This window comes from Pseudooceanicola nanhaiensis, from assembly GCF_020171315.1.
Taxonomy (GTDB): Bacteria; Pseudomonadota; Alphaproteobacteria; order Rhodobacterales; family Rhodobacteraceae; genus Pseudooceanicola; species Pseudooceanicola nanhaiensis_A.
In genome coordinates this window covers 518,000-525,075 of sequence record NZ_JAIUZP010000005.1, presented here as the reverse complement: position 1 = coordinate 525,075, position 7,076 = coordinate 518,000, and the positions used below count along the sequence as shown (strand labels likewise).

General features: G+C 62.5%; 7 protein-coding genes. 2 read left to right on the top strand and 5 right to left on the bottom strand.

Features of this window, described 5'->3' with window-relative positions; all coding sequences use genetic code 11:
• Together LCM32_RS10080 and LCM32_RS10075 are read left to right on the top strand one after the other, a co-directional pair.
• On the top strand, window positions 1–459 hold a 459-nt coding region (locus LCM32_RS10080; protein ID WP_224820917.1), incomplete at its 5' end, for an integrase core domain-containing protein.
• Between the two features lie 227 nt (window positions 460–686).
• Window positions 687–2,183, top strand: coding sequence for a hypothetical protein (locus tag LCM32_RS10075; RefSeq protein ID WP_224820916.1), 1,497 nt, complete (start codon window positions 687–689; stop codon window positions 2,181–2,183).
• Between the two features lie 403 nt (window positions 2,184–2,586).
• Here LCM32_RS10075 and LCM32_RS10070 read toward each other — a convergent pair whose 3' ends face one another.
• Genes LCM32_RS10070 through LCM32_RS10050 form a run of 5 tightly spaced genes read right to left on the bottom strand, consistent with a single transcriptional unit; the run spans window position 2,587 to window position 7,017 of the window.
• Entirely contained in the window at window positions 2,587–3,456 is an 870-nt protein-coding gene (locus LCM32_RS10070; protein ID WP_224820915.1) for a MurR/RpiR family transcriptional regulator, read from the bottom strand.
• A gap of 55 nt (window positions 3,457–3,511) precedes the next feature.
• Window positions 3,512–4,534, bottom strand: coding sequence for an ABC transporter ATP-binding protein (locus LCM32_RS10065; RefSeq protein WP_224820914.1), 1,023 nt, complete (start codon window positions 4,532–4,534; stop codon window positions 3,512–3,514).
• Window positions 4,531–5,298, bottom strand: a complete 768-nt coding sequence (locus LCM32_RS10060) for a glycerophosphodiester phosphodiesterase family protein (RefSeq protein ID WP_224820913.1) — start codon at window positions 5,296–5,298, stop codon at window positions 4,531–4,533. Before LCM32_RS10060 ends, LCM32_RS10065 begins: the two co-directional genes overlap by 4 nt.
• A 35-nt stretch (window positions 5,299–5,333) precedes the next feature.
• Entirely contained in the window at window positions 5,334–6,158 is an 825-nt protein-coding gene (locus tag LCM32_RS10055) for a carbohydrate ABC transporter permease (RefSeq protein ID WP_224820912.1), read from the bottom strand.
• Window positions 6,148–7,017 (bottom strand): carbohydrate ABC transporter permease, encoded by an 870-nt coding sequence (locus LCM32_RS10050; RefSeq protein WP_224820911.1) that lies wholly within the window; start codon window positions 7,015–7,017, stop codon window positions 6,148–6,150. The genes LCM32_RS10055 and LCM32_RS10050 overlap by 11 nt, the downstream gene beginning before the upstream one ends.
• Window positions 7,018–7,076 lie beyond the last annotated feature (59 nt).

Here is a 7,076-nt window from a genome sequence, read left to right as displayed (position 1 = left end):
GACGGGCGCCGGTTCCGGGTGCTGTGCGTCATCGACGACTTCAGCCGGGAATGCCTGGCCGCGGTCGTGGACACTTCGCTGTCAGGGCAACGTGTCAGCCGTGAGCTCGACAGCATCGCTCGGGTGCGCGGCTATCCATGCATGGTGGTCAGCGACAACGGCACGGAGCTGACCTCGAACGCCATCCTCAAATGGCAGGAGGAGCGCCGGGTCGAATGGCACTACATCGCTCCGGGAAAACCGATGCAGAACGGCTTCGTCGAGAGCTTCAATGGGCGGCTGCGTGACGAATGCCTCAATGAGCACCTGTTCGCCAATCTGCGCCATGCCCGCGGCCTGATCGAAGCGTGGCGCAACGACTACAACCATCACCGCCCCCACACGAGCCTCGACGGGCTTACCCCGTGGGAGTATCACCAACGGTCAATAGAGGACCAAATCCTGAACAGAGCGAACTAAAAAACGCGGACACTACGGGGAGCAGGTCAGCGGCAAAGTAGTCATTCGCTGCGGGTGCGTCAGATACCCACGAAAGTTGTGCAAGCGGACTTTCAGACGATTTTTGGAAAGGCCAAGCTGTCTCGTCGGGAAATGAGGTCACTGCCCAACTCACATTGTGCGCATCAGCCACCTGCACTAAGGTGTGCGACACACCGCGTCTTTAAGTATCTGGAGAGAAAGATTTAATGCTCAACAGCTTTCTCACGGAATTGATGCTTCTAGCAGGTCTTGGGGTGCTGCTCGATAGCGTGTTTATCACTGAAAAAGAGCGGGAGAAGATCGCGGCCTACCTCGAAAGCGGCACCGAAGACCTCACGCTGTCGCAACGGTTCTCCAATTTCTTGGAGAGGGCGCATTCCGTGATCTTCGGGCGGTTCTTCTCGGCGCGATTATTCTCGCTCGAGTTCTTCTTTTCCGCCGCGTTAATTTCGGCCTGCTCGTTTTGCCTCGTGCTCGGCACTCAGGTGTATCTGTTTCCAGAGCAGTTCTCGCAACTACGATACGACACCCAACAACTAGTGCTCTTTCTCGTTTTCATCCTGTTCAATATCGCCTTCGACTACGCGACGATCATCCAGACGAAAATCTTCATCGAGACCGCCCTGAAGGTGAACAGCATCTTCCGGGCGCTCGTCCTGATCGTCTCCGACCTGATCGTGACGATGAACACGTTCATCCTCAGTTACGCGCTCTTTGTGCTCGTCGTTGTGCAGGCATTCGTCGCCTTCCCAGAACCCGTCTCTCTCGTTGCCACCGACAGCAAACCTGATGCCGAGGTCGAGCCTCAGACTGAGCAGCGGGCTTTCGAGGGTCTCCTGGAGCGGGAGTTCGCAGAACGGCTAATCTTCTCGGGCAACCTCACTGCGGCGCTGCTTTCGCGGGATAATGAGCAAGAGGCGGACAACATTTTCTTGCCGTATCTCTCGACATTCGATCCTCGCATGGCCGAGACGAAGGCCTACGTGTTCACCAGTTTGTCCCTCCTAAACATCAGCGACATCGACGCTTTCCCGATCGAGGACGAAGCGGAACGCGAGGCCTATTTCGCCACCCTCGACGAATTGAAGTCCGACCTCCAAAGGCAACTGGACGGGGAACCTGACGAAGAGACGGGACTGATGAAGCTGGACTTCTCCGTCGACGCCTCCGTCTTCAGAGAAGGCTCGCTGTCAGGCGCATACACAGCGGCGTTTTTCCTCACCGACCAGCTTGAAGACAGCTTCCCGGTCTCAGTGGCCGGTCCCATGGAATTGCCCCTGCTATCGACACTGATATGGAACGCCGTTGCCACGCCGACCTCGCAGCATGCAACCGTCCTCTGTTTCAAGGACGGGCTACCGGTGGTGCGCTTTAGACTGACCTCCGCCACCGTGGAGACTCTGGAGAAGTGCAGCGACTTCATGGTTGTCGACGTCTTCTGGGCCAACCAGTTCGAAAAGGACTTCGCGCTTGTCGGCAGGGACACCGACGGCTACCGCGTGCCGTTCAACACACTGCTGATTACTAGCATACTTCCGACGGCATTCTTCTATCTTGCGATCATCATGCTCGCCATCTTCACGGTGTGCTTCTCAAAAGTTGTGCGGGGGACTAACCGCATCAAGAAGTTCTTCCTCCGCGCCCCCTTCGCGATCTCCGGTGCGCTGCTGGGGGCGGTCATGTCACTGGTCGGCCTGATCTAGTTTCCGGACTATGCAAAAGCCTGATCAGGCACGCTTCTTATTTGAGAACATCTGGACCACGTTGCCCGCCACTTCGACCATGGCGCTGTCGGTGAGCTGGGCGTGGGCGCTGCACGCCCGACCTCTGGTCGCACAAAGTTCTGCCTGTGTATGCTAGGAATGGCCGCTTCGGTTAAGCTGTGATGCCGCGTGCGATTTGGCGGCCAAGGTCGGCTTTGGGCCGGTCTAACCTTCTGGGCCCAAACGGCGGCTTTTGGCTCGTCGTGGTGTGGCTGGCTGCTGTCGGGGGGGAACCGCATTCGTGCAAATCTCCTGACGGTATACCGTACAGAAGGAAACACATCCGTCCGATTGGGCGCGAAAACCGCTGCTTTGTTGTATTATCTGGCCGCGAAACTGCCCATCAATACGGCGCCAACCTCTCCCGCATGTCGCGGAACTCGGCCAGCGCGCGCATTGTACGGCCATCGTCGATGGTCGCCAGATCGAGGATCACCGTGTTCGTCACCGTCATCGGCACCACGAGGCTTTGCGACTCGCCCGCCTCGCCGCGCGACACCGCGATGTGGCGGTCGGGGGGCGGGTCCAGTGTGGCGCCGCGCATATCGGTGAGGGCCAGCGTCGTCGCGCCGCGCGCGGCGGCCACCTGCATGATCCGCGCCACCGCCTCCGGTCGCTTGCGAAAGTTGATCAGCCACATCACGTCGTCGCCGGTCATACCTGCGACCTGTTCCAGCCACTGGTGCTGCATCAGCGACAGGTCGACCGCGTCGTACCCCGACCGGCGCAGCCGCAGCGCGACGAGGTGGCACAGCGTGGCAGCGTGACTTTGCCCGACCATGAAGATCCGCCGCGCGCCCAGAAGCGCCTCGGAAAAGCCGCGGATGTCGGCATCGGTCACGCTGGCGCGCAGGGTTTCCAGCGCCGTGATCTCGCTGTCCAGAACCGAGGCCAGGAGCCCGCTGTCCCCCGCCCTAGCCAGCCGGGCGGCGATACGGGCAGTGGGGTCGTCGAACTCGCCTTTGCCCTCGACCAGCCGCTGCTGAAGGAAGGCGCGGAACTCCGGGTAGCCCTTGAACCCCAGCCGCCGTGCCAGCCTCACCGCCGAGGCGGGATGCACCCCGGCGCGAAAGCTCACCTCTTTGCCGTTCTCCATCGCCGCGCGGATCGGATCGCGGACCATCACGTCAAGGATACGGGTGTCCGCCTCGGTCAACTGGTCCGAGTGGCGGGTGATCAGGTCGTCCAGAAACGCGGTGTCGTGGTTTTGCATCGTCAGGGATGATCTCCTGAAGCGGCCTTGTCGTCCAGCCCATCAGGGCACCGCGTCAGACGCGCGCGCCACTTTGCATGTCGAACAGATGGGCGGCGGCCGCGTCGTATTCCAGCCAGATCCGGTCACCCGGGGCGGGCAGCTCCTGCCCACGGTGGGCAATGGCGGACATGACACCGGACTGTGTCTGGCAGTGCAACACGACCTCTGACCCGGTCATTTCTGTCAGGGTCAGGCGGGCCTCGATGGACGCGGCGCCCGGCCTCTCGCGGTGCAGCCGCAGCGTGTCGGGGCGCAGCCCCACCTCGACGCCGCGCCGCCCGGTCCAGCCCGTGATCGCGTCGGAGGGGGCGAAGTTCATCTTCGGCGTCCCAAGGAAAGACGCAACGAAGCGGTTCACGGGACGGTCGTAGATCGCAGCCGGTGTGTCGAACTGCTGCAGGTGGCCGTCCTTCATCACCGCGATCCGATCGGCAAGCGACAGCGCCTCTGTCTGGTCGTGGGTCACGAAGACGATGGTGGCCCCCAGCTGCTGATGGATCGTCTTGATCTCGGTCCGCATCGTGTTGCGCAGGGCGTTGTCGAGGTTCGACAGCGGCTCGTCCATCAGGAAGGTCGAGGTGTCGCGCGCCATGGCCCGGCCCATCGCCACCCGCTGCCTCTGGCCGCCGGACAGCGCGCCGGGCTTGCGGTCGAGGTAGGGCGTCAGTTGAAGCGTCTCGGCCACCTCACGTGCGCGCGCCTCACGCGTCTTGCGGGGAACCTTGCGCAGCTCCAGACCGAAGGCGATGTTCTCCAGCACTGACATATGCGGATAGAGCGCATAGTTCTGAAAGATCATCGCGATGTTGCGATCCTGCGGCGGAAGCTCGTTCGCGCGGCGACCGTCGATAACGATCTCGCCGTCCTCGCAGCGCTCCAGCCCGGCGATCAGGCGCAGAAGGGTGGACTTGCCGCAGCCCGAGGGGCCGACGATCACGACGAATTCGCCGTCGCCGATGTCGAGGTCCACACCATGCAGAACCCGAGGGCCATTGGCGTAACTCTTGCGGATGTCGCGAAGGGAAATCGAGCTCATACTGCCGTCTCCTCGTGGAACGCGGCGCGACGGGCGATGGCAAGGCTGGGGCGGTCGGTGGTAAACACCTTGGCGCCGAGGCGCAGGGCGTGGTCGATCTGCGCTGTCGTGTGGGTGGCCCAGCAGCCGAACTCCAGCCCCGCGCCATGGATGTGATCGCGCAGCGTTTCGGTGGCGGTGTCCACGTTGACGCCGATCTCGGGGATGCCATGAGCCTTCGCCAGCTCCGCCACGGCGCTGGCTCCAAGCTGGGTCAGAACCGGCGGGCTGACCAGCCAAAGCAGGGGTCGGTCGGTGACACCGCGCAATTCGTCAAGGGTCGGCAAGAGGAACGAGGTGAAACCGGTCTTCGCCAGCATCCCGCAGCGTTCGATCTCGGCCACGACGCGGTGCGCGAAATCGGCATAGGCCACGCCGCCCGGTCCCGGCTTGATCTCGCAGCGCAGCGTGACGCGGCTGTCCCTGTAGATGTCGCAGAGCTCGGCCAGCGAGATCGGGTGCTGCCCGCCGGAATAATCGATGACGGCGGCGCGCACTGCCGCCTCGGGCAGATCGCGGATCGCGCCCGTGCGGTCGGTGGTCCGGTCCAGCGTCGCGTCATGGTGGACCATGATCGCGCCGTCGGCGGTGGGATGGACGTCGAACTCGACCTCGTCCACGGCCATCGCGGCGGTGGTGCGGAAGCCATGCGGCGTGCTGTCGCCGAATTCCAGCGTGCCACCCCGGTGCGAGGCGATACGGGTGAAGGGGGAGGGATCAGTCATTGCGATGTCTTCATGTTGGTGTTTCGGGGCCGCGCTCATTTCACCGCTCCCATCGTGATGCCGCGCACGAGGTGGCGCTCGACGAGGACGAAGCCCAGCAGAACCGGCAGGATGGTGATCGTCGATGCCGCCATGACCAGCGGCCAATCGATCACGTCCTCGCCCGGGTTCACGCGGTACAGCCGCGCCAGCCCGATCTGCAGGGTGAAAAGGTCGCTTTCGCTGATCGCGACCAGCGGCCAGATGTAGTTGTTCCACTCGGCGATGAACAATTGCAGCCCCATCGAGAAGATCGCCGGCTTCGAGATCGGCACAATCACCCGCCACAGCACTTTCGATGGCGTCGCGCCGTCCATGTAGGCCGCCTCGTCCAGCGCGCGGGGAATTCCGCGGATGTACTGGCGCAGGAAGAAGGCAGCGAAACCCGACGAGATCGCAGGCAGGATAAGGCCCGCATAGCTGTCCAGCATCCCGGCGCGCGCCAGCGTCAGGTAGTTCGGGATCAGCGTGATGTGGCTGGGGATCATCAGCGTCGCCACCACGGCACCGAACATCAGGTTGCCGCCCCGGAACTCGAACCGGGCAAAGGCGAAGGCCGCCATCGTGGCGAAAGAGAGGCCCAGCAATGTTACGATCCCCGACACGATCACCGAGTTCAGCAGATAACGGGCGAAGTTGTACTGGCCGACCGCCACTTCGTAGTTGCGCAGGGTGAAGTCGACCCCGCCAGCGTAATAGGCATCCGACGTCTGGAAGCTCATCCAGATGGAATAGAGCACCGGCGACAGGAAGATGATGGCGGCCAGCAGCGTGAGGCCATTGATGAGCCAAAGGGCGCGGGCGGACTTTTCACGAGTCATAATGGACCCTCCGGCCGATCACGCGGGCCTTTACCAGGGCCAGCGCGATCAGGAAGATGAACAGCAGCACGGCCAGCGCCGAGCCAGTGCCGATGTCGAACAGGGTAAAGCCGATGCGGTACAGCATGTTGACGATCATGTCAGTGGCGCCCGCAGGCCCGCCGCGTGTCATCACGTCGACGATGGTGAACACTTGGAATGCGTCGATCACCGAGATCACCAGCAGGAAATACGTGGTCGGCATCACCAGCGGGAAGGTCACGCGCCGGAACACATGGAACCGGCGACCACCGTCCACCGCTGCCGCGTCGTAGTATTCCAGCGAAATCGCCTGCAGCCCGGCGGTGTAGATGATGACGTCATAGCCAAGCTGTTTCCACGTGTTCACAAAGATAATGACGTACAGCGCAAGCTGCGGGTCCTGCATCCACGGCACTTTGTCGAAGCCCAGCAGGGCGATGAACCCATTGATCGCACCGTAGTCGGTCGAGAATACCCAGCTGAACACCACCGCGATCGACACGGTGGAGGTGACGGCGGGCAGGAAGATCGCACCGCGCGCGATGCGTGACACCGCCGTCTCGCGGATCAGGAACGAGGCAACCGCCAGCGCCAGCGCCAGCCGCAGCGGCACCGAGATCAGCGCGAAGACCGCCGTGACCTTCAGCGAATTCCAGAAATCGCGCGAGGTCAGCAGCAGACGGTAATTGTCGAATCCGACCCACGGCTTGCTCGGCGACATGAAATCCCACTCGCGGAACGACAGGTTCACGCTCTGCAGGATCGGGTAGTAGGTGAAGACCGCCATGAACCCCAGAAGGGGCAGCACGAACAGGTAGGGTGTCAGTTTGCGAAGCATATCGGGAAACGTGCCTTGGGTGCGGGGGCCGCGGGACCGGACGGGCAAGGGGCCCCGTA

Excerpts from the sequence above, each read along its gene's own strand:
- LCM32_RS10050 (WP_224820911.1), bottom strand. The coding sequence starts at position 7,017 with ATGCTTCGCAAACTGACACCCTACCTGTTCGTGCTGCCCCTTCTGGGG.
- LCM32_RS10055 (WP_224820912.1), bottom strand. The coding sequence starts at position 6,158 with ATGACTCGTGAAAAGTCCGCCCGCGCCCTTTGGCTCATCAATGGCCTC.
- LCM32_RS10070 (WP_224820915.1), bottom strand. The coding sequence starts at position 3,456 with ATGCAAAACCACGACACCGCGTTTCTGGACGACCTGATCACCCGCCAC.
- LCM32_RS10075 (WP_224820916.1), top strand. The coding sequence starts at position 687 with ATGCTCAACAGCTTTCTCACGGAATTGATGCTTCTAGCAGGTCTTGGG.
- LCM32_RS10065 (WP_224820914.1), bottom strand. The coding sequence starts at position 4,534 with ATGAGCTCGATTTCCCTTCGCGACATCCGCAAGAGTTACGCCAATGGC.
- LCM32_RS10060 (WP_224820913.1), bottom strand. The coding sequence starts at position 5,298 with ATGACTGATCCCTCCCCCTTCACCCGTATCGCCTCGCACCGGGGTGGC.